The following is a 24,042-nucleotide window of genomic DNA, read 5'->3' on the forward strand; positions in this document are numbered from 1 at the left end:
CGGCGAACGGATGCGCCGACCGGCGCCTTCGCCAATCAGTCACCAGGACGGTGCGCCATGCATGTGCATGGCGGTCTCATCGTGCCCCGGGTGACGCAAGCGGTCGTGCAGACCGCGGAAAGTCACACACATCATGACGACTCAGAAGACCTTCGCCGAACTCGGCGTTCCCGCACCGCTCGTCTCGGTGCTCGAGGCTGACGGCAAGACCGAGGCCTTTCCCATCCAGGCAGACACGCTGCCCGACACGCTGCGCGGCCGCGACGTGCTCGGCCGCGGCAAGACCGGCTCGGGCAAGACCCTCGCCTTCTCGCTGCCTCTGGTCTCACGCCTGGCCGGCGAGCTTGCCGGCGGCAAACGCCGCCCCGGGCAGCCCGTCGCGCTCGTACTCGCCCCCACACGCGAGCTCGCGACGCAGATCGAGACGGTGATCGAGCCGCTCGCCAGCGCCTACGATCTGCGTGCGACCACGATTTTCGGCGGGGTGAAGCAGCAGCGCCAGGTCAGCGCTCTGAAAGCAGGCGTCGACATCGTCGTGGCCTGCCCGGGTCGCCTCGAAGACCTCATGAAGCAGGGCTTCGTGAGTCTCGACGCCGTGGAGATCACCGTGCTCGACGAGGCCGACCACATGGCCGACCTGGGATTCCTGCCGGCGGTCACCCGCATCCTCAACGCGACCCCCAAGAACGGTCAGCGTCTGCTCTTCTCGGCCACGCTCGACAACGGCATCGACAAGCTCGCCAACCGCTTTCTGCACGACCCGATTCTGCACTCGGTCGACGAGGCGAACTCGCCGGTCGCCAAGATGACGCACCACGTCTTCGAGGTCAGCTCGCCTGACGTCAAGAAGGCGGTCGTCGAGCGCCTCGCCTCCGGAACCGGCCGACGCATCCTCTTCATGCGAACCAAGCACCATGCCAAGCGTCTCGCGCGCCAGCTCACGGCCAACGGCATTCCCGCCGTCGACCTGCAGGGCAACCTCTCGCAGAACGCCCGTGAGCGAAATCTGGCGAAGTTCGAGTCGGGCGAAGTCAAAGTCATGGTCGCCACCGACGTCGCCGCGCGCGGCATCGACGTGCCTGAAGTCGAGTTGGTGATCCACGTCGATCCGCCGGCAGAGCACAAGGCCTACCTGCACCGTTCGGGTCGTACCGCGCGCGCCGGCCACCAGGGCGACGTCGTGACGATCTGCCTGCCCGAGCAGCGCCGCGACCTCAAAGGGATGCTGCGCCAGGCCAAGATCTCGGTCGAACCGATCAAGGTGACCGCCGAGTCGCCTGAGGTCGTCGAACTGGTCGGCGAAGCGGCGCCGTATGTCGCCCCGAAGCCCCCGGAGACGCCCGAGGGCAACCGTCGGCAGGGACGCGGCAAGTCGCGTCGTCGTCGCGGTGAGGGGCAGGGCACGGGTCAGCGTGACGGCTCGCATGAGTCGCGCGGTGGGCGCGGCGGCCACAGCTCGCACAGCCGAGACTCACGCGGCGACTGGAACGGCTCGGACTCACGCGGACGCCGTGACGGCGCCCGTCGTGACGGCGGTCGTGCGGCGGAATCACGCGGCGGTCGCTCGCGTCGCTCGGGCGACGGCATCGCCTCGACGCACGACTCGCGCCCGCGCAGCGGCTCGTCGTCGAAGCAGGGCGGTCAGCGCTCCGGCGGCGCCGCTCGGTTCTCGAGCAAATCGGGAGTCGGCCAGCTCGCCGGTTCGCGCGGCAAGGGCGGTCAGCGCCACGGGCGGTAGACGCTGCTCTGCGGTCGGGACGGGCACAGTCGTTAAACTGCCAGCATGAGATTCCTCGCCACGGCAGACTGGCAGCTCGGCATGACCGCAGGCTTTCTCGAGCCCGAGGCGCGGCCCAGATTCGCCCAGGCGCGTTTCGACGTGCTGCAGCGCATCACCCGCCTCGCGGCCGAGCGAAAGGCGCAGTTCGTCGTGGTGTGCGGCGACGTCTTCGAGACGAACCAGCTCGATCGGTCGGTGATCGCGCGCACCTTCGAGGCGCTGCGCGACTCCACCGTGCCGATCTACCTGCTTCCGGGCAACCATGACCCGCTCGACTCCGCTTCCATCTACGACGCGGAGGAGTTCACGGCACGGCGGCCCGAACATGTGCACGTCATTCGCGACAGCGCTCCGGTGGCCGTGGCGGCCGACGTCGAGCTCGTCGGAGCGCCCTGGTTCTCGAAACGCCCCGATGCCGACCTCGTCGCGGCAGCCTGCGCCGATCTGGTGCCCCCGGCATCCGGCGTGACCCGGGTCGTGGCCGGGCACGGGGCGGTCGCGACGCTGAACCCGGATGCGACCGACCCGGCGACGATCGACGACGGTGCCCTCGGCGCGCTCATCACCGCGGGGATGGTGCACGTCGCCGTCTTGGGCGACCGACATGCCACCGCAGAGGTCGGCACGGGCATCTGGTATCCGGGCACGCCTGAGGTGACGGCTCGTCGCGAGGTCGATCCGGGGAACGTCTTGGTCGTCGACGTCGACCCAGACGCAGATCTGTCGGAACGCGTGCAGGTCGAACGCGTGCACGTGGGCGCGTGGCGGTTTGAGACGGTCGCCGAGACGCTGCAGGATGCCGACGATCTCGCACGGCTGCGCGGGCGCCTCGAACGGATTCCGGACAAGGCTCGAACCGGCGTCTGGCTGATGCTGCAGGGCACGCTCTCGACCTCGTTGCGCGCTCGTCTTGACGCACTGATCGACGAGTTCTGCGATCTGTTCGCGCTGATCAAGATCTGGGAGAGCCACAGCGATCTGGTCGTACGACCGGACGACGGCGACTTCTCAGACCTGCATCTGACCGGCTTCGCCTCGGCGGCGCTGACCGAGCTGATCGGTCGGGCCGAGGACACTTCTGCCGCAGACGCGCGCACCAGCGTGGCGGTCGAGCGCGACGTCGAGCGCGAGAACGATGGTGAGACGGCGAACGGGAACGTGGCAGAAGAGTCCGATCCCGAATTCGACCAGGCCGTGCGGGCAGCGCTCGAAGCTGCCGACGGAGAGAACGTCGGCGGGGAGCAGGCATCGGGGGCCAGGACCGCACAGGACGCGCTCTCACTGCTGTATCGGCTGACCGGAGGCGCGCGATGAGACTCACCCAGATCGAACTCACCGACTTTCGCGGCATCAGTCATCGCACGATCGCGTTCGGGGCAGGCGTCACTGTGGTGGAGGGGCCGAACGAGGTCGGCAAGTCGTCGGTGCTCGAGGCCTTGCACCTGGTGCGCGAGTACAAATCGAGCTCGAGGCATCGCTCGATCAGGAACGTGCAGCCCGTGGGGCGCGATGCCGGGCCCGAAGTCGCCATCGATATGCAGACCGGCCCGTACACGCTGACGATGCGCAAACGGTGGCTGGTGCAGCCGATCACCGAGCTGGCCGTGACCGCGCCCAAAGGCGAGTCGCTCTCGGGCGATGACGCGCACGATCGTTTCGTGCAGATTCTGCGAGAGACCGTCGACATGGGGCTGCTGCACGCCCTGGAAGTGCAGCAGGGCGACTCGCTCGACCAGCCGGAACTGGCACAGCTGCCGGCTCTGCAGACGGCGCTTGAGACCTCGGCAGACGACTTCGACGGGTATGACGAGCTGCTCGCTCGGGTCGAAAGCGAGTACACACAGTACTTCACCGCCACCGGGCGCCCGGTCAGAGCGGTCAGAGACGCTCGCCAGCAGCTGGCCGACCTGGCCCGGCAGTACAGAGATCTGCGGGATCGCAGCCGCGAGATGGACGAGGCCGCTGATGCCCATGCCGTCTGCCGGCGTCTGGCCGCCGACACCGCAGAGCGTCTGGAGCAGGCACGCACAGACGTCGCCGCTCTGACCCGCAGCAGCGCCGAGCTGCGTGTGCTGCAAGAAGGGCTGGCCTCGGCAGAGCGGGAGCACGAGAGCGCACAGCAGCGGCTGGGCGCACTGCGCGACCAGCTGCAGGCAAGACGTGCGCTGAACGATGAGCTCGAGGATCTGAAACAGCAGGCAGAGACACAGCGAGTCGAGGCGGAACGACTGGAGCTGAGTCAGACCGATGCGCAGACGCATGCCCGGCAGACGGCCGAACGGGTCGCCTCGGCGACGACGGCTCTGGCAGACGCCCGCGAACGGGCACGCCGCTGCGAACACGAACTGAGCCGGCGGCGCGACCATGACGAGCTGAATCGGCTCGGCGCTCAGCTGGAGCGCGCCACCGCGTCAGAGGCACAGCTCCGTGCGGCCGAAGCCGTGCTGCGGGTGCAGCATATCGATGACAAGAAGCTCAGACGCCTGACGAAACTGCAGACCGAAGTGCACGTGGCGACGCGAATGCGAGACGCGGCTGCTGCGCAGGTCACGGCCACGCGTCTCGGCGGCGATGCGGTTGTGCTTGACGGCAGCGCCCTCGACGCCGGCGCTGTTCGTGAGGTCGCCGTGCACGACCACGTGCGCATCGAGGTCGAGGGAGTCGTGCGCGTCGACGTCGCACCTGCGGCCAAGACCAGCGAACTCGATGCCGACGTGCAGCACGCGCAGTCAGCCCTCGAACGTGCGTTGAGCAGAGACGGAGTCGCCACCTTCGAAGACGCCGAGCAGTCTGCCGAACTGCGTCGCACGGCGGACGCTGAGCGGCAGCGGGCCGAGACCGAGCTGCGGGCGCTGCTCGAGGTCGACGACGACGTTCCGGAAGCGATCGCCGAACTGCGAGCCCGCGTCGAAACCCTGCGAGCTCGCCTGCACAGCGATGACGAGCCGCGCGAGCCAGACGAAGCTGCAGAGCCGGGCCGACGCGACTCGGCCGGTCTGTCCGTGCTCGAATCGCGATCGTCGGATGCCCGTGATCGACTCGACGACACCGAGCATGAGGTCGCCCTCGCGCAGCAGGCGAACGAACGTGCGCGCGAGCGGCTGACGGAGGCCGCCACTGCGGCGGTGCGAGCGGCCGAGGCCTACAAGGCGGCGCTTGCCGAATGCGAACGGCTGACCGTCAGAATCGACAACGACCGACAGTCACTCGGCGACGTCGCTCTCAAAGAGCTCGTGGATCAGGCAGAGGGCTCTCTGCAGTCGGCTGCCGAAGGCGTCGAACAGGCGAAACGACGCCTGCAGAATGCCGACGCAGAGAAGATCGAGCTGCAGGTCGAGAATGCGCGGCGGCTGGTGCAGAGCACCACCGCCGAGCTCGAAGACGTGCGCACTCAGCGCGACGAGCTGCAGGGGCGGCTCAAACTGCTGGCGGGGGAGGGCATCTACGATCGCCTGCAGGTGGTGTGCACCGATCTCGTGACGGCGCACGAGCAAGTGGCGCGAACCAACCGCGCCGCACAGGCGGTGTCGACACTGCGCGAGACGCTGCTGCGGCACCGCGACGAGGCCCAGCAGCGCTACGTGGCTCCGTTCCGACGTCAGATCGAACGGCTGGGGCGCAGCGTCTTCGGACGCGACTTCGCCGTCGAGGTCAGCCCGACGCTGCAGATCGCATCGAGAACCCTCAACGGGCGCACCATCCCGTTCGACTCGCTGTCAGCCGGCGCTCGAGAGCAGCTGGCACTCATCGGCAGACTCGCCTGCGCTCAGCTGGTCTCGTCAGACGACGGCGCACCCGTCGTGCTTGACGACACGCTCGGCTTCGCCGATCCGGAGCGACTGGAGATGCTGAACGCGGTGCTCAGCCAGCTCGGCGGTACGGCGCAGGTGATCGTGCTGACGTGCCAGCCGCGACGCTTCGCTCGCATCGGGGGAGCCAAACAGGTTCATCTCACTCGCGCGGAGCACTGGGCAGGTCGTTGATCGCTCGTATCAGCTGGAACAGATGGCCGATCTGACGTGAGTCCGGCGTGAGCATGAGACGAGGCAGATCGACCTTGTCGTGATCGCGCGTTTCGGGCCGCAGCGGTTCGGTGCGGCAGATGGCCGCATCGGGGGTCAGATACGAGAATCGCCGGTTGAGGTCGGCGATCTCGTCGTCTGTCGGAGCGTTGCGCAGCCGGAGGATCAGGCGGCTGCCCACCCAGCGCAGCGAGTCGTAGTTGTTCCAGAAATGTGCGATCTCGTGCACGGCCTCGTCGACCGAGTCGGTGATCATCACGCGGTCGAGATCGTCTGGCGAAACCACTCCAGACGGAATGAGCTGATCGTCGACGAAACGGCGAAGGCCGCTCCAGAAGCCGCCGATCGGGCGTGGAGGAGCCTCGTCGGCGGCAGGATCATAGCCGGCTCGATTTCGGGCGCGGCTCGCGTGCGCAGACACGGCTTCCGTCGGAACGCCCTCGGCAGGACGGTCGAGCAGCACGATCGGGGTGGGCACCGACTTGCCTGTCTGCTGCAGAGTCAACAGCTCGAAGAGCTCGTCGAGCGTGCCGAACCCGCCAGGGATGCACACGAACCCCTGCGACTCTTTGACCAGCATGAGCTTTCGCGTGAAGAAGTACTTCATGCTGACCAGATTGGTCTCGTCGGTGAAAGTCGGGTTGGGCGATTCGAACGGCAGCCGGATGGCCACACCGATCGAGCTCTCCGGTCCGGCTCCCTCGGTGGCCGCCTGCATGATGCCAGGGCCTGCTCCGGTGACGACGAGCCAGTTCATCGCCGCCAGCCGTTCTGCGACGTCACGAGCCATCTGGTAGACGACGTCGTCGGGTTTGGTGCGCGCAGACCCGAAGACTGTGACCTTGGGGCGCCCGTCGAAGCGCGCGAACAGCTGAAACGCCTGCCTCATCTCTGAGATCGCACTCGAAGCGATCTTCAGATTCAGTCGATCGGCGCCGTCTTCACCGAGACCGAGGCCCTCAATGACGATGCGTTCGACCAGATCGGCATCATCGGTGATGCCGCACTCCTCGATGAGCTCGCGCACCTGACCCAGCTGGCGCTCCGGAGTCGACGGCAGGTCGACGGAGGCAGGATCTGGGCTGTGGGAAATCGACTGTGTGGACATATCTCCAGCATGTCACAGGGGAGTGACCAGAACGTGAACGTCGCTCCGATCATCGGTGAGCAGCCCGAACGACAGTCGGGAAGGGAAGCAGAGACCGACGGCCCCTGCGACATGCAGACGCCCGGATTATGTCAGCTCGCACATTGCTGGCTGTCTCTGGGGTGCGTGACAATGTTTCGAAGTTCGAGCTGATCGAGCTCGTCACAACAGGCAAAGGCGGTTGTTATGACTCAAGAGATGAAGGTGCACATTCTCTCCACCGGAGTGATGGAATGTGACTACACCTGGCTGCTGCTCAAAGCAGGCAGCACCATCGTCGATCGACATCACAAAGACCAGAAGCCCCGGTGGGATGACTGCCCCACGCATGCGGTGCTGGTCGAGCATCCAGAGGGGCGACTGCTCTGGGACACCGGTGTTCCTCGTGACTGGGAGACACGGTGGAAGCCCACCGGCTTCGAGGAGTTCTTCCCGGTGAAGGAAGATCCCGAGGGCCCCGGCTACCTCGACAGCGCGCTCGCCGACCTCGGTCTGACCCCGGACGACATCGACGTGCTGGTTCTCTCACACCTGCACTTCGACCACGCATCCAACACGAAGCTCTTCAACCCGGAGCGCACGCGGATCATCGCGAACTCCGACGAGATCGCCGGTGCCTTCGCAATCGACGGCGTCTTCGCCGGGGCGCACCTGGTCTCTGACTACGACGGCGTCAAGATGGAGGCCGTCTCAGGAGACCAGGAGATCTGGCCGGGTGTCTCGGTCATCTTCACCCCCGGTCACACATGGGGCACGATGTCCCTGCGCGTCGATCTGCCGAATGACGGCACGAAGATCTTCACGTCGGACGCCGTGTACCTCGGCGAGAGCTACGGGCCGCCCGCCATCGGTGCCGGTATCGTCTGGGACAGCGTGAAGTGGCTGGAGTCGGTCGAGAAGCTGCGCGGCATCGCCGATCGCACACAGGCTGAGCTGATCTTCGGCCACGACCCGGAGCAGCGCAAGCAGCTGCGGCTCGCCCCCGAGGGCGGCTTCTACAGCTGATGATTCTGTACGACTTTCGCTGCGCGAACGGGCACGGCTTCGAGGCGGTCGTCGACGAACAGACGGCCACCGACCCGCTGTGCCCGACGTGCGGCGCTGCCGGCGCCCGGCTGATCTCGACGCCGACGGTCGGCGGCAGCTGTTCGGCCGGTCTGGGCGAGGGTGAGCTGCCGCAGACGTGGACGGCCGCAGACCGCGGTGACCGCGAGACCGTCGATCGGTGGCGCGCACAGGCACTGCGCCGCGAGCGTCTGACCGAACGCTTTCCCGAGATCGCGGGCGACCGCCGGCCCGTGGTCGCTCATGAAGGCGTCTTCGAGCAGCGTCCGCTGCGGGCCGGCGAAGACGTCGACCATGCGCTGCGAGAGGCGCAAGAGATCAGTCTCGATCATGCCGACCGGCAGGCGTTCGAGCGCCGCAACGGCTGATTCCGAGCCGAGACTGCGAGCAGAAGAAGGGCACCATGACGGTCACGATCGATGAGGGCGGCATTCTGCATGGCGACGCAGCTCGTGACCGCATGCTGGTCGGTGTGCGTACGCTCAGCCGTCTGGTCGGCGTCACGCTCGGCCCTGCCGGACGCAACGTCGTGATCGGTCTGCCAGACGGCCGTGTCATCACGACCAACGACGGTGCGACAATCGCCCGCAGCATCCGCCTCGACGACCCGATCGCAGACATGGGCGCCCAGCTGATCTGCACCGCCTCGAGCGCGGCCGATTCGGCGGCGGGAGACGGCACCACCACTGCGACCGTTCTCGCCGAGGCGTTCATCGCCTTGGGCCTGCGCCACATCGCGAGCGGAGATGATCGTCAGACGGTGGCTGCGCGTCTTCGAGGCCTGGCGGATCGCGCTGCCGGCCTCGTCGCCCGTCATGCGGACACGGTTCGTTCGACGGACGCCGTGGCCGAGATCGCGGCGCTGGCCGCCGGAGACCGGGAGGTCGGCGCGACCATCGCGGCAGCGGTCGACCGCGCGGGGAAGCTCGGCGTGGTGACGGTGCAGGAAGGGACATTGGGCGGAAGCGGCGGAGCCTCGTCGCTCATCGATGTCGAAGAGTCTTCGGCGATGGCTCTGGACGCCCGTCTCGTCGATGAGCGATTTTCGTCGCCGGCGGGCTCGGCCCGATCACCGCACGGTCTGCTGATCGCCGATGAACCGCTCATCGTGGTGGTCGACGCCGAGATCACGAGCGGCGAGGAGCTGATCGCCCCGGCCCGCGTGGCCCACGAGTCAGGTCGGGCGCTGGTCGTCGTAGCGCACGAGTTCAGCGCGGACGCCCGGGCCATGCTGCTGACGAACAGCAGGCAGGCGGGGCTGTTCGCTCTGCCTCTGATCGCGCCGAGCAGCGGGATCCGACGTTCGGACCTGCTTGAGGACCTCGCCGTGTCGGTCGGCGCCACGCTGCTCGGCGGGCCTGAGCTCCCTGTGCGCCGGTGTCGTGCCGACGACTTGGGCAGCGCCCGACAGGTCGTCGTCCGCGATGCGGCGCGACAGGTGCAGCTCGGTGCGACGAGCGCTTCGGCCGGCACGACGACGTTCTCAGGGGGAGCGGCAGATCCACAGCTTCTGCTCGCCCGAGTCGACCGGCTGCGCAGGGCGCTTGCGCTGGCGGTCGATCCGTTCGACGCCGAGCAGCTGCACCTGCGGCTGGCTCGACTCGCTGGACGAACCATCACGCTGCGGGTCGGCGGGCAGACGCAGTGGGAGCGCTCAGAGCGTCGGCTCCGAGTCGACGACGCACTGCACTCGGCGCTCTCAGCTCTGCGCAGCGGTTGCGTGGCCGGTGGCGGAGCCACGCTCGCTGCGGCCGCAGAGGCCCTGCAGGCATGCGAAGTCGATGCGTTCGCCCAGGAGTTCGCCGATGTGCTGCTCGTGCCGCTGCGCACGATCGCAGAGAACGCCGGGCGAGACGGAGCCTCGATCGCTCGGCGGCAGATGGAGCTGCTGCGGGAGGCAAGGCACAGCTCGACTGAAGACTCGGGTGACTCGTGGCGACTCGGGTACGAGGCCTCTGCCGGACGCTGGTGCGACCTCTTCGAGGCGGGCGTCATCGACTCGGCCGTGACGGTCGAACGGGCGCTGACCTCGGCTGCCTCGGCTGCTGCTGTCTACCTGACCTCAGAGGCCGTCGTACCGAGGAACCAACAAGTGGTCTCTTTCACCGAGACCACCACCGGACACCACCGTCACTGACGGGCTGATTCCACGGTCAGTGCGTGCCTGCGCGCGATGCCCGGCAGCGGAGGGCGACGGGGTCAGTGCACCTCATCGGCGTCGGTGGACGCGCCCCTGGAGGTTCTGGGCGGCCAGCTCGAGCAGCAGCGCCGCAAGTCGGTTCGACTGCAGATAGTCGAAGATGTCGAGGTCGCCGGCCAGATGATTCTCGCAGAGCCTGAGCCATGCGTAGCCAAGCGCAGTCGTGACGCCGCCGGCGACCGCGCCGGTGATCACCCACCCGGCGCCCGGCACGAGCTTCAGCAGGCTCGTGGCGAGTGTCTTGCCGGCAAGGGCACTGGTCAGCTGAGCGACCAGCGCGACCGTCGCCTGCTTGGTCAGCGAGATGCCGTAGATCGAGGCGATCCTGCGCAGCATACCCACCTGCACGGCCATCAGCGGCACCGCATCTGCGACGGGAATGGGAATCGCACCGATCCCCGTGGCGGTCGTCGACGCCAGAGCGATGACCTTACGCGCGGCGCCGTGCTTGACGGCGATGCTGACGCTTTGTGCCGCGGCCAGCGCCGCGCTCACGCCTTTTGGGGCCGCTTCGAGGGACACCTCCACAAGATGCTCGAGGCCGAAGGCCTGTGTGCCGGAGAACGGGTCGTCCACTGCGGCGATCGGCACCGGCCTGCCCGTTTCGATGGGCAGCCGCAGCGACGTGAGATAGTCGACGAAATGCTGCACGTCGGGAGGAAAGCCGATGCCGGCCTTCCATGGTGTCTGCGTGATCACGAGGAACACGGGGACGTCGAGAGCCGCAAGATCTTCGACGAGGCGTCGCTGAGTCTGATCGAAGCGTCGATCGGCCGCCTTGATGCAGAACCAGATGCCGTGGATGGGCTCGCCGGCCTTCGCACGCTCGGCATAGGTCTTCTTGAACGAACGCACCACATCGCGCAGCTGATCGAAGCTCTCGACTCCTTTGAAGTCGTAGAGGCCGAGAGTGCCTTCGTCGTTCGTGTACAGCGAGACCTGCTGCGTGACCGGAGCGCCGACGCCGGTAGCCGCCAGGTCCTCGCCGAAGACGGCGTTGATCAGCGTGCTCTTGCCGGCACCGGTCGCCCCGATCACCGCGAGGTTGTATCGCGGCAGCTGCGCCTCATCCCACGCCTCGTCCAGGCGCCCCTGAGGGTCACGACCCAGCTGTTCGGTCATGCCCGCTTCTGCAGCCCGTCGACGAAGCCCTTGACCTGGTCGAAGGTCTCTTTGCGGCCCAGCAGCAGATAAGCGGTCGGACCGACCCAGTTGATCGCGAGCGCACCGGCCCAGAGTGCCTTCGGGCCGTTGATCTGCGACTCGGGACGCTTCACGAGATCCGAGCCGGCATAGGCGGCCAGTGCGAGCTGTGCGGCGCCGGCCACGAAGCCGAAGACCTTCGAACCGCCCTTGACTCTGCCTTTGACTTCGCCTTTGGTCTCGAGCGCCTGATCTTTGAGCTTTGCCATTGATGCCTCCTCGATTGCCGTGACCACATCGGACGATGCCGTCGTGTGCCCAGCCTAGTGCGTTCGTGCGACAGGGGCCGGATGGTGCGCCGGCGTCTCGTGCCTCGGCTCGCCATACCGGCCGGCCGAGTCCCATGCGAGCCGGTGCACCTGAGCGATCGTTACCTCCAGTGACGCCGAAAGATGTGCCCGAGCGGGATGAGATGGCTTACTGATGCAGTCATGTCAGCGACCTCAGGAGGATCAATCATGCGACCACAACGGAGGAATCGACTGCTTGCCGTGGTTCTCTCGGCGGCCACGGCATCCACACTGCTCGCAGGATGCTCTGCCGCCGACCAATCAGCACAGGCAGTGGGCGAGCCCAAGTCAGGCGGCACGGTCACCTATCTCGAGCCGCAGGCCTTCAGCGGGCTCTACCCGCCCGCAGCCGGCTTCTACCCGAACGGCAGCATCGTCAACAACCTCACCGACCGGCTGCTTTATCAGAACCCCGAGACGCTGGAGCTCGAGCCCTGGATCGCGAGTGCACTGCCCGCTGTGAACGCGGACGCAACCGAGTACACGTTCAGGCTGCGCGAAGGGGTGACCTACTCGGACGGCACGCCGCTCGACGCCGCCAACGTCGTCAAGAACTTCGACCTCTACGGCAAGGGGGACAAGCAGCGCAAGCTGACCGTCTCGGAGGCATTGAACAACTATGACCATGCCGAGGCCGTCGACGAACACACCGTTCGCTTCCACTTCTCGGCACCTGCCCCGGGGTTCGCTCAGGCGACGTCGACCATCAACTCCGGCCTGCTGTCGAACGCCACCCTCGATCGCGACTCCGAGGGCTTCGCGCCCGGGCAGGCGAAGCAGATCGTCGGCAGCGGCCCGTTCGTCGTCACCGACGAGCAGCTGAACACGGAGTACACGCTCACGGCTCGTGAAGGGTACGACTGGGCGCCGCCGTCGCTCGCGCATCAGGGCAGAGCTCGCATCGATGCGGTGAAGGTGGTCGTGACACCTGAGAGCAGCATTCGGGTGGGCACGCTCGTCGCCGGTCAGGCTGACGTTGCCCGCCAGATCGATCCGCCGGATGAGGCGCAGGTCACCGGCGCAGGACAGAGTCTGCACGTCGCCAGCACGAACGGCATCGACAACGCGCTGCAGTTCCGGTTCAGAGATCGACGGCTCAGCGACATCCGAGTGCGGCAGGCGCTCATCGCGGGTGTCGACCGGCAGCAGATACTCGATCAGCTCTACACGGCGAGCTATCCGCTGGCCACCTCGCCGCTGGCGAAGAGCGCACTCGGCTACAAAGACGAATCGGCCGCCTACCGCTACGACCGACAGCGGGCACGTGATCTGCTGGACGAAGCCGGATGGCACGTCGGTGATGACGGCATTCGCACCAAGGACGGTGAACGGCTGACCCTCACCGTCAATCACGCCATCCCGCTGCCGAGATCGAAGGAGCTGGTCACGATCCTGCAGGAGCAGCTCAAAGAGGTGGGCGTCGAGGTGAGGCTCTTCCAAGGCGATCAGGCGGCGCAGAACGCCGCCGCTCTCGACCAGGACACGGTGCAGGTCTATCACCAGATGGTCGGGCGAGCCGACTACGACGTCATCAAGAGCCAGTACTCGGGCGACAATCGCAACGTCTTTCTGAACCTGGACAAGACCGACGGATCGTACGGCGACCCGCATCTCGAGGAGCTGCTGCACGCCGTGGCCAGCCGGCCGAGCGCCGAAGAGCGTCAGCGTGCGAGCGAAGCCGTGCAGGACTATGTCACCGAGCAGGCATATGTGCTGCCCATCTACGAAGAGCCCCTGGTCTATGGGACGAGCTCTGCGGTACAGGGGTTCGACACGGAATCGGTGGGGCGGCCGTCGTTCTACAGCCTCTGGCTGAACCGGTGAGGAGCTGAATCGCTGAATCGCTCAGCCATCATCGTGTCAGTCGTGCGCGTCATCAGCCCGACGTAGCAGACATGTTCGTCTCCAAGCGCGCGGTGGCGCCCGATCGTGCGGACGGATTGCGATCAGCGGAGTGAGACTGACCGCCGGGTGTGGAAGTCGCGGACCATGTCCTCGATGGTCTCAGCCCACGGGGTCTCCTGCTCGCCGAGCTCGTTCCGTGCCGCAGAGTCATCGAGGACGAACGGCTCGGTGAACTGATAGGCGACTGTGCCCAGCTGACGCATCATCGGTGAGAAGAGACCGAGAGCGGTCAGCAGCCAGCCTGGAATCGGCTGGAGTCTCGGGTGCGTCTGTGCTGCCTGACCGTTCAGACGCACATCTGCGTCGAGCAGCGCCTGAGCGACGTCTCTGATTGCGCAGGCCGGAGCGCTGGGCACATGCCAGACGCGGCCCCACATGTGTTCGTCTTGCACCGCCCGCGCCAGCAGGCGCCCGAAGTCCCTGATCGCGGTCCACGTGTGTGGCTGGTCAGGATCTCCGATTGGATGTGCGGCCGCCCCGGAGAGCACCGGAACGACCAGCCGGTCGCCGGCGTGGGCCCCAGCTCCGGCTCCTGCTCCGAGGTAGTCGGAGCCGCGGATCTCCGTCGCCCGTATCCTGCCCTGCTTATGAGCGTCGAAGAGCGTCTCCCAGACTTCTGCACGCACTCGTCCCAGCGCAGACGGTGGGTCGATCTTTGAGGTCTCGCCGAGCGGAGAGGAGCCGAGTGCATAAGGGTACAGGTTGCCTGCGACTGTCAGCGATGCGTCATGCTGTGCCGCGATCGCGATGAGCTGCTGGGTGGCCCTCGGCCACATCCGCGACCATTGCGGGTACGGCCAGTTGCAACAGGCCACGATCGCCGACAGCCGCAGGGTGCGTACGGCTGCCAGCGCCTCGGGAGTCGTAATGTCGCAGGCGATCGACCGTGCCCCGCCAATGACGAGTGGATCAGTGTCGGGCAGTGGGCGACGTGTGGCCACGACGACGTCGTGACCCGCGTTCAGCAGGTGCTCGGCGGTGGAGCGGCCAAGTGCTCCGGCGCCGATGATGAGAGAAGTTGACATGGGTGGCTCCCGTCTGGGGCACGGCTCACCAGGGTGAGAGAACCTGCACCGTGAACAGTGTTCACTCATAGTGATGACTATAGTGAACACTGTTCACAAGCGCAACGGCAAATCACTGTTCTGAGAATGGAGACCCATGATGACTGTGCGGCGGGGTGAAGAAGCCTCGAGAATCGGAGACGCCCCGGAGCGACGAGTGCAGAGCAATGAGCACGACGCTGTTCGGCTGAGAATCCTTCGCGTTGCGGAGCATCAGCTTGCCACGGTAAGCCCGTCTCAGCTGTCGATGCGTGGCATCGCGCGAGAGCTGCGCGTCACGGTGGGGGCTCTGTATCGATACTTCGACGGGCGCGATGATCTGCTCACCGAGCTCATCGAGCGTGCCTACAGTGATCTGGCGCAGAGTATGAACGACGCTGACGCCGAAGTGCAGCATTCGGGCGGGTCTGCACGACAGCGCTGGATCGCGGTTTGGGAGGCAGCCTCTGCATGGTCGCAGAGACATATCCAGCGGTTCTACCTGATATACGGCACGCCAGTCATTGGATACGCCGCGCCGGATTCGACGGTCGAGCCAGCAGGGCAGGTGGTGCGCGTGCTGTTGAATGTCTATCTCGATGGCCACAGCAGCACGGGGATGAGCGAGACGCCCCTGGGGTGGACTTCCGCCGCGAACAGTGGCACAGTCGGGCCGCTGATCGCAGAGGAAGACCTGGAGCGTATTCGGGGCTGGGTGCGGCAGCACGTCGGTGGAGCGAGGGGCGGTGCTGACATCGCCGACGGACTCTCTGCCGCTGAGGTGTTTGCGGTCATCAGCGCATGGACGGCCTTGATCGGCACGATTGCTTTCAGTCTTGGCAGTCACTATCGCGGCTCGATCGAGGACGTGCAGGTCTACCTGCGGTCTCTTGCCCTCGATCACGCGACGCGCCTTGGGCTGACGGACGTGACGCCGAATCTGGAGTGAGGCCGGTCTTGTGACATACCGCGCAGATGCCAGGCTTCGCCGGCTCGAAGGTCAGAACCCGAGGTAGCGTCCTGGGCGATGGTTGAGCGCGATGACCAGGTTCATGATCACCGCACCGATGGCCGAGAGCAGCACGTTCATCGGCGAGGTGACGGAGAACGAGGCGGCCACGATGATCACGTCCAACGCCATCTGCACGTAGCCGGCGCGCCATCCCCATCGATCCTGAATGATCAGGGCCATGATGTTGAACCCGCCGAGACTCGCGTGATGCCGAAAGAGGATCAGCAGGCCGATGCCGGCGAGCAGGTTTCCGGCGACCGCCCCGTAGACGGGATTCTCTGCCAGCGTTCCGAGCATCGCCGGGTGCAGGGGAGTGAGCGCCGACACGGCAGCGACCGCGATGACCGTGCGGATGGTGAAGTTCCATCCGCGCTGTCGCACCGCCAGCACGAAGAACGGCAGGTTGACCACCATGAACAGCACACCGAAGGGAACCGGCGTGGCGTAGGCCAGCAGCAGCGAGAGCCCCGCCGTGCCGCCGGTGACCACGCCCGCCGAGTGCAGCAGGTACAGCCCGAGCGACGCGGCGAACACACCACTGCCGATGCCGACGACGTCATCGAGGATACTGTGGTGCTGTGCCGGATATCGGCGGTCGCTGGAGTCGCTGGCAGAGGTCATAGCACCGAATTCTACTTCGTGTCGGTGTTCTCCTCGGCCTGCCCATGCGCCTCGTCGTCAGAGGCCAGGATGCGGAAGAGCGCTTTGCGAGTGCGCTTGAGCTCGTCGATCGCCGCGTCTCGCTGCTGCTGCGTCGAGTGACGGAAGTCGCCGATGACGGTCATGAGCGCATGGGCCGCTTCGCGCAGTCCTCCGTGCTCGCCGCGCTGAGGCCGGGCGTCCCAGATGTGCGCGATCTGCTCGGCGTGTTCGCCGACGTATTTGGCGCCTGCGGCGGTGAGTTCGTGGGCGCCGTTCTCTCCGCTTGCGGTGATGAGCCCCTCTTCGGTCAGCTGCTGCAGCGTGGGGTAGATCGACCCGGGGCTGGGGCGCCAGCTGTCGTCAGTGCGCTCGGCGATGCGTTTGATGATGCCGTAGCCGTTCGCCGGCTCGTCGTTCAGCAGCGACAGAATCGCCAGTCGGGTGTCGCCCCGGCGTGCACGGCCGCGCCCGCCGTGTCCGAAGCCGCCACGCGGGTCGAAGCCTGGACCTCCGAAGCCCGGTCCACCGAAGCCCGGTCCACCGAAGTCCGGTCCACCAAAGCCGGGACCGCCAGCGCCTGGACCTCTGTCGTGTGACCGTCTGTGGCCGCGGTCGCCGAAGCCGCCGTCATGGCCGCATCCGTCGAAGCCGGGGCCGCCGAAGCCGGGGCCACCGAAGCCGGGCTCGTGATGGTGATGATGATTGTGATGTTCGTGTCTCACGATGTTCTCCTTTATGACTATCGCGATATATCGCGATCTAGATGATCAGAAATATATACCGATATATCGAAAAGTGCAAGAGTGGGACGGTCGATCTGATGCGAGGCGCACGGCGACGGTCGACAGGCCGAGGGGCCGTCCGGCGTCGCGATCACGACCGCAGGCTACTGGAGCTGGGCCGTGAGCCGGGCAATGCCCTCTTTCGCCTTCTCGCGTGTGGGGCGACGCCGCCAGTCGGAGACATTGAGACGGATGCTGTTGGTGCGACAGTCGGCTTCGACTGCGCGCAGCTGATCAACGAAGTCGGCGTCTCGCACCAGCACTGAGATCTCCATATTCAGACTGAAAGAGCGGATGTCCATGTTGCTGGAGCCGATCACGGCGACCTCGTCGTCGATGGAGAAGTGCTTGGAATGCAGGACCGTCGGCGAGCGGTACAGATAGATCGAGACGCCGACGTTGAGCAGGGCCTCGTAGTACGAGCGCTGTGCGTAGTACACGAACGCCTGATCACCGATCTCAGAGACGAAGAGCTCGACGTCCACCCCGCGCGCGGCAGCGGTGAGCAGCGCGAGCAGGGTCGCCTCGTCAGGCACGAAGTAGGGGCTGGTGATGCTGATGCGATGCCGGGCGTTCTGAATGAGCAGCACGAACAGCTTGAGCGAGTTGTCGCTGGCGAAGCTGGGCCCGCTGGGCACGACCTGCGCATCGGCTCCGAACACCGTCGGTATGCCTGTGCGAGGCTCGGCGGCGGGCGAAGGAGCCATCGGGGTGAGCCGTTCGCCTGATTCGCTGAACCAGTCGGACATGAAGACGGCGTCGAGCTCGCCGACGAGCGGACCCTCGACACGGACCATCAGCTCCTGCCAGTGCAGCCCTCGTCGCAGGTTCTTCGGCTTCAGATAGCTGTCGTCGATCAGGTTCTGCGAACCGGTGTAGGCCACCTTGCCGTCAATGGTGACGATCTTGCGATGGTTGCGCATGTCTGGCCGCTGCCACTGCCCGCGCCAGGGCCGCAGCGGCAGCATCGCGTGCCACTGCGCGCCCATCTCTGAGAGCATCCGCTTCGTCGCGCGACGACCCGGATAGCCGAGACCCGAGAGGTGATCTGAGAGGGCGCGCACGGTCACGCCGCGATGTCGAGCACGTCGCAGCGCCTCGAAGAAGGGCGCTGTCGATGCGTCGTGCACCAAGATGTAGAACTCCACGTGCACGTACTCGGTCGCCGCATCGATGTCGTCGATCATGGCCTGCAGCGACCCCTGGTACGAATCGATCAGCTGCAGCGTGTTGTCACCCACCATGGGCAGCGCGGTCAGCCGTTCGTTGAGGCGAACCGCAGAGGGCATCCACTCTGGCGACTCCGGGACGGTGCGGTGTGCGGTGACCTCGTCACGCGCGGCGAGCGCCGAGTTGATCTCGATCTGACGACGCTGCCGCCAGCGAGGCAGGCGCCCGATACCGATCGTGAGGAATGCGATCACTCCGACCACGGGAATGAACATGATCGCGAGCACCCATGCGATGGCCGTCTGCGGCGGCCGACGCAGCGAGATGACGATGGCCGAGACGAGCACGATGAGGGTGTGTGCGAGCGTCGCCAGCAGACTGGCAAGCGGCGCGGTGAACATGGCAGTCCTCGATCATGGGATCCGTGCTCGGAGCCCCGAACACGGATCCCATCCTAAATCAGTGCGGAATCTGCAGCACCACTCGCGCTGGCAGACCGCGCAGCCAGACCTCAGCCGTCGCGAGCGGAGCGAGATCAGCCAAGCATCGCCGAGAGGGCGAAGACCCACAGTGACAGCACGACGAGCAGTCCGAGGCTGTAGGGGAGAGCGGCGCGCATGATCGCCGACTCCTTGCCGGCCAGGCCGACGGCCGCCGACGAGACGGCGATCGACTGCGGCGAGACGATTTTGCCGATGCCACCACCGGCCACGTTGGCCGAGACCAGCAGGGTGGGATTGGTGCCGATCTCGGTCGCGGTCACCGACTGCAGGTGGGCGAAGAGCGTGTTGTTGTTGACGACCGAGCCCGTGATGAACACGCCCAGCCAGCCGATGACCGGTGAGAGCAGCGGGAACAGCGCGCCGACGCTCGCCAGCGCATGGCCGATGGTCGTCGAGCCGCCAGAGAAGTTCGCGATGTAGGCGACGATCATGATGAGCAGGATCAAGAGGATCGGCTGCCAGAGCATCTTGACCGAGGCGACGAACTCTTCGCCGACCTGCTTCCATGTGAGTGCGCTGCTGGTCAGCGCGGTGAGCAGCACCGACACCAGGATGGCGGTGCCGGCGGCGCCGATCGGCGACCACGTCCACACCGCTGTCATCGGGGCATCCGCACCCGCAGCCGTGACCTGGCCGTCGAGACCGGGAATCGAAACCAGCAGGCTCAGCGCGGAGAGCGCACCGCCCTTCGAACGATCGAAGAGGTTTGCGAAGAAGGGGGCGCTCCAGATCAGGATGAGCACGGTCAGAAACAGGAAGGGCGACCAGGCGCTGACCAGCTGACGCGGGGTGTAGTGCTCGCTGACCGGTTCGGGAGCACCGGGCATGCGGAAGGTGCGCTTCGGCTTCCAGAAGCGCGACAGCACGGCGAGGGCGGCGAGAGCCACGATCGACGGGATGATGTCGGCCAGGTCGGGCTGTCCGAGCACGAGCAGCAGTACAGCCTGAGAACCGCTGAACGCGACGACCACGGTGATCAGGGCGGGCAGCACCTCGCGGATGCCGCGGAAGCCGTCGAGAATGGCGACCAGCAGGAACGGGATGATGATCGTCGGCAGCTGACCGACCAGCACCATCATGCCCGACAGCTCGGGGATCGGGACGTCGCCCTGGCGTGCGGCGATGATCACGGGGATGCCGATGGCGCCGAAGGCACCTGCTGCGGCGTTCGAGATGAGGGCGAGCACCGCAGCCTTCAGCCCGGGAAAGCCCAGCGTCAGCAGCAGGGCGGCACAGATGGTGATCGGCACGCCGAAGCCGGCCGCACCTTCGAGGAACGCACCGAAGCAGAAGGCGATCAGCAGCACCTGGATGCGCTGGTCGGCAGCGATGCCCGAGATGCTGTTGCGAATCACATCGAACTTGCCGCTGCGCACGGCGAGCTTGTACAGCCACACCGCCATCAGAATGATGTAGCCGATCGGCCACAGGCCGTTGAGCACACCGTCAAGCGCGGCACCGCCGATGGCCGACGCCGGCATGCCGAAGCCGATGAAGGCGACGATGACGGCGAGCACAGCGGCGATGGCCGCAGCTGTCGTGCCCTTCATCTTGAAACCGACCAGTGCGACCAGGAAGAAGATCACCGGAACGGCGGCGAGCCCCGCTGAGAGAGCGAGGTTGCCAGTCGGATCAAGCGGTTGCGTCCACATGACAGAGTGCCTTTCGTGCATGCCGGAACAGCACACACGAGCGCCGTTCAGTCGGGAAATGAGCGACGTCGTCGTCAGAATCGGTCGGGCGCCAGAGGGCAGCGATTGTGGTCAGACCACATCAGGACCACATGACACAATACCGCTCGTGACGGCGTGATGGCGAGAGGCCAGCCTCAAACGACCGTGCACGCATCACGAGAGGCTCCCGAAACGCGCGGCAGAACCGGTGAGTTCAGGCTTCAGACGAGACCGGGAACGAAGGTGGTCGGCGTGTTGCTCTTGGGGCCGTGGCCGTGCTTCGGCGCGACGCTGGAGAGCGTCGCAGCGGCGCTCATAGAGTCGTCGTACGAGGCGTTCACCAGAATCGGGTGGTGGTCGGAGAGCCCCTGCGGCAGCGAGGTGACTCGATTGACCGTGAAGCCGGTCGACGTCGCCATGTCATAGCGTCCACGGAAGATGCGATAGCGCTGATACGTGCGCTGCTCCGTCGCGGTCAGCTCATAACCGTGCGTGCGCACGCGCTCCTGCAGGTGACGCTGGAAGAACGGGTAGTTGTAGTCGCCGACCATCAATGAGGGCAGACCCGCACCGAACTGTGCGAGTCGCTCGAACGAGGTGCGAATCTGATTGCGGCGCAGCGAGTTGAGCGCGGTGAGCGGGGCCCCGTGAAACGAGGCGACCATCAGCTCGCGATCTCGGGTGAGATCCATCAGTCGGGTCGCGACCAGACGCTCGTGAGCGGGTGCGGCGACACGGTCGTGCAGAGACTTCTTGAGCTGGTAGGTCTGCGATCCGATCAGGCGAAACCGGTCGGCGCGGTAGAAGACTGAGATGCCGAGACGATTGCCTCGGGTGGCCTCTGCAAGCCGCAGCGAACCGATCTCGGTCGGCAGGGAGTCGATGTCGCACTCCTGCAGACAGAGCACGTCGGGATCGGTTCGACGGGTGAGATCATCGAGCTCGCACAGAGCACGGTTCTTGCGCAGGTTGTAGCTGACGACATTCATCACGACAGTTTGCCTCCAAAGGGTAGAACCGCTTTCAGGCTACCGTTCTGATCGCCCGAGCGGGGCATGTTTCGGCCAGAAACAGCTGTGAATTCACCAGATCGTCACAGAGGGTCGGTAATTTCGCCCGCATTCGACGACGCTCAGCCCAGCAGAGCGACACAGCGCCCCAGCAGGGCCGCACCGGCGTCGTCGTCGGTGAGAAGCTGACCCGGAGCCAGCGGGTCGGCGATGGTCGTGACCTCATATGGTTTGTGCAGCGTGCCGTCGGCGGCGGCGCCCGGTGAGCTCGGCGAGCCCGGCTGCACGTCGACGTGGGTGACGTCGTAGCCCTGCGCGTGCAGCCAGTCGGCCATGGTGTAGTCACTGCGGGAGTCGCCGACGGTGAACCAGCGCTTCGGCAGCGCGGAATGCTCGCCCAACAGCTCGAGCGAGCGACGGGCACCCAGCGCCTTGCCGCTGCGAGAGACCTCGACGTCGCAGCTGATCACGGTGGGGTCGATGCGCAGCTGCACGGCTCCGAGGCGGGCGCGCAGCTCGATCAGATCCCGCACCAGGGCATCCCTCGCCGAAAGGAATGCCTCATGGTCGCTGCCGGCGATCATCTCGAGCGTCATCATGGTGCGCTTCGTATCGTCGAAGAACATGGTGTCGGCGAACTTCTCGGCCGCTGCCTCGCGGCCGAAGTCGACGACCTCCTGAGGCACTCGCATGTCGACGTCGATCTGCTCGTCGTCGAGGCCTGCGGCCGTGAGCTGCGCCCAGACTCCGCCCTTCTCGCCGACAACCGCGAGGCCGGTCGCGTCGGCAGCGAGACCGGCGGATACCAGAGCCGGGACGATCTGCCGGCTCACGAAGGCGGTCGAGCGGCCGGTGTTGAACGAGAGCGGCACGCCCGCTTCGGCGAGGGTGACGAGGCTGTCGGAGATCTCGGGCAGGCGCACGGTGCGGGTGACGGGGCTGGCGATCGGGCCGTCGACATCGAGGAGCAGGCCGAACGGTGCTGGCGCAGTGGACATAGCCCCATTGTGCCCGATGGCGGGCATCCGGTCTGTGCCTGACGCGCTTCTGCGTCACTCCTCCCCGGAGTCGGTCGCGCGACGATCGGCCTGTTTGGCGGCGCGAAGCCGGCGCAGCCGATCGGCTGGGGTGGGCTTCGGCGGATGCTGCAGCAGGTGCCGTGCGACCGCGCTGACCTGATCGGCGGCGCGGGTGTCTGATCGTTCCCCTGCCGGCTTCGCACGCTGTGAGACATCGATCAAGAGCTGCTGGGCTGCCGGGCCGTGCAGGTGCGCGGCTGTGACGAGTGCCGCAGTGGCGAGCTCGACGTCGGCGTCGGAAACCGGATCTGCCGCTGCGGTGAGTTCGGCTGGGCGTTCGGCCAGACGGCGCAGATCGGGGAGTGCCCCATCGGCATCGGGAGATCCGATGGAGGTCAGCACCTCGACGGCCTGTTCGCGCTGTTCGGGACGGCCGGTGCGCAGCACGGTCGTGAGCAGTGGCGTGGCCTCGGCACCGTAACCGGTGATGAGCTGGTCGACCATATCGCGCTCACGAGGATCGTGCGAGCCGAGACCGGCCATCAGGCGGGGCAGCAGCCGAAGATCGTGCAGCTGCGCCAGCATCCACCGGGCCTTCACGGCCACTGCAGGATCCGGGTCGTCCAAGAGGGCCAGCACCGCGTCGGCGTACTCGGGCGCACCGACTTTGCTCAGCAGATGCACGGCCTGGGCGCGAACCGGCGCGCGGCTGTCAGTGAGCTTTGCGGCTGCCTGCGGCAGAAAGCCCCGTCCCATGCGCACGAGGGCCCAGACGATCGACTCTCGAACGAAGAACTCGGGCTCGTCCCAGAGCAGCCGCACCAGCAGACGGGCAGTCTCAGGATCGGCGAGACGGCCGACTTCCAAGGCCGCACGCTGACGGGATTCGGGCGGGGCGGCGTGATCGGCCAGAGTCGCGAGGAGGGCCTGGACGTCGCTCATCGGCAGCAGCCCTCCGCTGAGAACTGCGGCATGTCGCGCAGCCCGGCGATGATGCGCTCGGCGTCGTAGCCCTGCGGATGCCGCACGAGCTCGACTCCCGCACCCTGGATCGCCGCGAGCATCGCATCGGTGATGCTGCGGGAGTCGAGGCCGTGCAGCGCGGCGAAGCGCGCGATCACCGGCTGCAGCCGCCGACCGTACTCGTGGAGCCCGGCATTGACCTCTGACCGGAACTCTTCGTCACGTCGCACGAAGAAGAACTGAAAGAGCAGCTCGATGTCATCGCGCTGCCTCTTCAGATCGCGGATCTCGCTGGCGACCATGCTCTGGAGCGCCTCGTGCGGTTCGAGGTCGGCGCCATAGTCTGTGGCGGGCCCGTCGAGAGCACGTCCGATGACGTCGTGGAGCAGGGCGTGCAAGAGACCGAGCTTTGTCGAGAAATAGAAGTAGACGAGCCCGCTCGACAGCTCTGCCTCGGCGGCGACGGAACGCCCGCTGACCATCGCGAGCCCGTCGCGCACCGCAATGCGGTGGGCAGCACGGACGATGGCCGAACGGCGTTCGGACTCGGACAACCTGACACCGACCATGGCCTCCACCATAGCCGTCGTCGCCCGCACAAGTGCTGACCGGA

General features: G+C 66.3%; 20 protein-coding genes. 8 read left to right on the plus strand and 12 right to left on the minus strand.

Annotation, left to right across the window (positions count from 1 at the left end; all coding sequences use genetic code 11):
- The first annotated feature begins 133 nt into the window (after positions 1–133).
- Genes F8O06_RS04070 through F8O06_RS04080 form a run of 3 tightly spaced genes read left to right on the plus strand, consistent with a single transcriptional unit; the run spans position 134 to position 5,763 of the window.
- Positions 134–1,738, plus strand: a complete 1,605-nt coding sequence (locus F8O06_RS04070) for a DEAD/DEAH box helicase (RefSeq protein WP_158037653.1) — start codon at positions 134–136, stop codon at positions 1,736–1,738.
- A 45-nt stretch (positions 1,739–1,783) separates the two neighbouring features.
- Positions 1,784–3,094, plus strand: a complete 1,311-nt coding sequence (locus tag F8O06_RS04075) for a metallophosphoesterase family protein (RefSeq protein WP_158037654.1) — start codon at positions 1,784–1,786, stop codon at positions 3,092–3,094.
- Positions 3,091–5,763 (plus strand): AAA family ATPase, encoded by a 2,673-nt coding sequence (locus tag F8O06_RS04080; RefSeq protein WP_158037655.1) that lies wholly within the window; start codon positions 3,091–3,093, stop codon positions 5,761–5,763. Before F8O06_RS04075 ends, F8O06_RS04080 begins: the two co-directional genes overlap by 4 nt.
- On the opposite strand, the gene F8O06_RS04085 is transcribed toward F8O06_RS04080, so the two are convergent.
- A complete protein-coding gene (locus F8O06_RS04085) occupies positions 5,732–6,910 on the minus strand; it encodes an LOG family protein (protein ID WP_158037656.1) in 1,179 nt (392 codons plus the stop codon). The two genes, F8O06_RS04080 and F8O06_RS04085, sit on opposite strands and share 32 nt — an antisense overlap.
- A gap of 225 nt (positions 6,911–7,135) precedes the next feature.
- On the opposite strand from F8O06_RS04085, the gene F8O06_RS04090 reads away from it, so the two are divergent.
- The 3 genes from F8O06_RS04090 to F8O06_RS04100 are packed head-to-tail and all read left to right on the plus strand — an operon-like array spanning position 7,136 to position 10,151.
- Complete coding sequence (locus tag F8O06_RS04090; RefSeq protein WP_158037657.1) at positions 7,136–7,954, plus strand: N-acyl homoserine lactonase family protein; 819 nt, start codon at positions 7,136–7,138, stop codon at positions 7,952–7,954.
- Positions 7,954–8,382 (plus strand): zinc ribbon domain-containing protein, encoded by a 429-nt coding sequence (locus F8O06_RS04095; protein ID WP_158037658.1) that lies wholly within the window; start codon positions 7,954–7,956, stop codon positions 8,380–8,382. Before F8O06_RS04090 ends, F8O06_RS04095 begins: the two co-directional genes overlap by 1 nt.
- A 35-nt stretch (positions 8,383–8,417) precedes the next feature.
- Positions 8,418–10,151, plus strand: a complete 1,734-nt coding sequence (locus F8O06_RS04100) for a TCP-1/cpn60 chaperonin family protein (protein ID WP_158037659.1) — start codon at positions 8,418–8,420, stop codon at positions 10,149–10,151.
- A 72-nt stretch (positions 10,152–10,223) separates the two neighbouring features.
- Here F8O06_RS04100 and F8O06_RS04105 read toward each other — a convergent pair whose 3' ends face one another.
- Together F8O06_RS04105 and F8O06_RS04110 are read right to left on the minus strand one after the other, a co-directional pair.
- Positions 10,224–11,336: a YcjF family protein gene (locus F8O06_RS04105; protein WP_158037660.1), complete on the minus strand. Its 1,113-nt coding sequence runs from the start codon at positions 11,334–11,336 to the stop codon at positions 10,224–10,226.
- Positions 11,333–11,626: a PLDc N-terminal domain-containing protein gene (locus F8O06_RS04110; protein ID WP_158037661.1), complete on the minus strand. Its 294-nt coding sequence runs from the start codon at positions 11,624–11,626 to the stop codon at positions 11,333–11,335. The genes F8O06_RS04105 and F8O06_RS04110 overlap by 4 nt, the downstream gene beginning before the upstream one ends.
- Before the next feature lie 249 nt (positions 11,627–11,875).
- On the opposite strand from F8O06_RS04110, the gene F8O06_RS04115 reads away from it, so the two are divergent.
- The gene (locus F8O06_RS04115) at positions 11,876–13,531 is read left to right on the plus strand and encodes a TIGR04028 family ABC transporter substrate-binding protein (protein ID WP_158037662.1); all 1,656 of its coding nucleotides are present in this window, start codon (positions 11,876–11,878) and stop codon (positions 13,529–13,531) included.
- 122 nt (positions 13,532–13,653) lie between these two features.
- Here the strand turns inward: F8O06_RS04115 and F8O06_RS04120 are convergent, their stop codons facing one another.
- On the minus strand, positions 13,654–14,637 hold the full coding sequence (locus F8O06_RS04120; protein WP_158037663.1) for an NAD-dependent epimerase/dehydratase family protein: 984 nt from the start codon (positions 14,635–14,637) through the stop codon (positions 13,654–13,656).
- Between the two features lie 136 nt (positions 14,638–14,773).
- Between F8O06_RS04120 and F8O06_RS04125 the strand changes: the two genes are divergently transcribed.
- On the plus strand, positions 14,774–15,604 hold the full coding sequence (locus F8O06_RS04125) for a TetR/AcrR family transcriptional regulator (RefSeq protein ID WP_158037664.1): 831 nt from the start codon (positions 14,774–14,776) through the stop codon (positions 15,602–15,604).
- A 51-nt stretch (positions 15,605–15,655) separates the two neighbouring features.
- On the opposite strand, the gene F8O06_RS04130 is transcribed toward F8O06_RS04125, so the two are convergent.
- From F8O06_RS04130 to F8O06_RS04165, 8 genes are all read right to left on the minus strand, one after another.
- Entirely contained in the window at positions 15,656–16,288 is a 633-nt protein-coding gene (locus F8O06_RS04130; RefSeq protein ID WP_158037665.1) for a YitT family protein, read from the minus strand.
- A gap of 11 nt (positions 16,289–16,299) precedes the next feature.
- The gene (locus tag F8O06_RS04135) at positions 16,300–17,031 is read right to left on the minus strand and encodes a PadR family transcriptional regulator (protein ID WP_225733390.1); all 732 of its coding nucleotides are present in this window, start codon (positions 17,029–17,031) and stop codon (positions 16,300–16,302) included.
- A 164-nt stretch (positions 17,032–17,195) separates the two neighbouring features.
- Positions 17,196–18,662, minus strand: coding sequence for a cardiolipin synthase (gene cls, locus F8O06_RS04140; protein WP_158037667.1), 1,467 nt, complete (start codon positions 18,660–18,662; stop codon positions 17,196–17,198).
- Between the two features lie 134 nt (positions 18,663–18,796).
- Positions 18,797–20,416: an L-lactate permease gene (locus F8O06_RS04145; RefSeq protein WP_158037668.1), complete on the minus strand. Its 1,620-nt coding sequence runs from the start codon at positions 20,414–20,416 to the stop codon at positions 18,797–18,799.
- Between the two features lie 242 nt (positions 20,417–20,658).
- On the minus strand, positions 20,659–21,426 hold the full coding sequence (locus F8O06_RS04150) for an endonuclease/exonuclease/phosphatase family protein (RefSeq protein ID WP_158031145.1): 768 nt from the start codon (positions 21,424–21,426) through the stop codon (positions 20,659–20,661).
- Positions 21,427–21,569: 143 nt separating this feature from the next.
- Positions 21,570–22,445: a hypothetical protein gene (locus tag F8O06_RS04155; protein WP_158037669.1), complete on the minus strand. Its 876-nt coding sequence runs from the start codon at positions 22,443–22,445 to the stop codon at positions 21,570–21,572.
- A gap of 54 nt (positions 22,446–22,499) precedes the next feature.
- The gene (locus tag F8O06_RS04160) at positions 22,500–23,408 is read right to left on the minus strand and encodes a HEAT repeat domain-containing protein (RefSeq protein ID WP_158037670.1); all 909 of its coding nucleotides are present in this window, start codon (positions 23,406–23,408) and stop codon (positions 22,500–22,502) included.
- Complete coding sequence (locus tag F8O06_RS04165; protein ID WP_192496834.1) at positions 23,405–23,998, minus strand: TetR/AcrR family transcriptional regulator; 594 nt, start codon at positions 23,996–23,998, stop codon at positions 23,405–23,407. The genes F8O06_RS04160 and F8O06_RS04165 overlap by 4 nt, the downstream gene beginning before the upstream one ends.
- Positions 23,999–24,042 lie beyond the last annotated feature (44 nt).

Origin of the sequence: Pseudoclavibacter sp. CFCC 14310 (assembly GCF_008831165.1) — a bacterium.
Classification (GTDB): domain Bacteria; phylum Actinomycetota; class Actinomycetes; order Actinomycetales; family Microbacteriaceae; genus Pseudoclavibacter_A.